Source organism: Kocuria sp. KH4, assembly GCF_053711175.1.
On record NZ_JBSJYX010000077.1, the window covers coordinates 1 to 387 of the forward strand.

At 79.3% G+C, this 387-nt stretch carries 1 pseudogene; it reads left to right on the forward strand.

Annotated features, from left to right (window positions below):
• Nucleotides 1-387 (forward strand): annotated as a pseudogene (locus ACWCOM_RS18545) (FAD-dependent oxidoreductase); the annotation flags it as partial.

Here is a 387-nt window from a genome sequence, read left to right on the forward strand (position 1 = left end):
GGCGTCTCCCGCGGGGTGAGCGGCGCCCACCTCGCCTTCCGCTCCTTCCCGCCGGCGTGGGTCTTCGGCACGGACGTCCTGTTCATGCGGCGGGGGGAGAGCCTGGGGACCGCCGGGCCCGTGCACACGGTGACCACGTCCGACGGCGGCCGGGTGCGGGCCCGCTCGGTGGTGGTGGCCACCGGCGTGGACTACCGGCGCCTCGGCGTCCCGCAGCTCGAGGCCCGGGTGGGCCGGGGCGTCTTCTACGGCGCCGCCGTCGCCGAGGCGCCGGCGCTGACCGCGCCGCGCGCCGGCGGGGGGGGCGGCGGCAACTCGGCGGGACAGGCCGCCCTGCACGTCGCGAAATACGCCGAGCACGTGACGCTGCTGGGCCGGGGGCCCTCG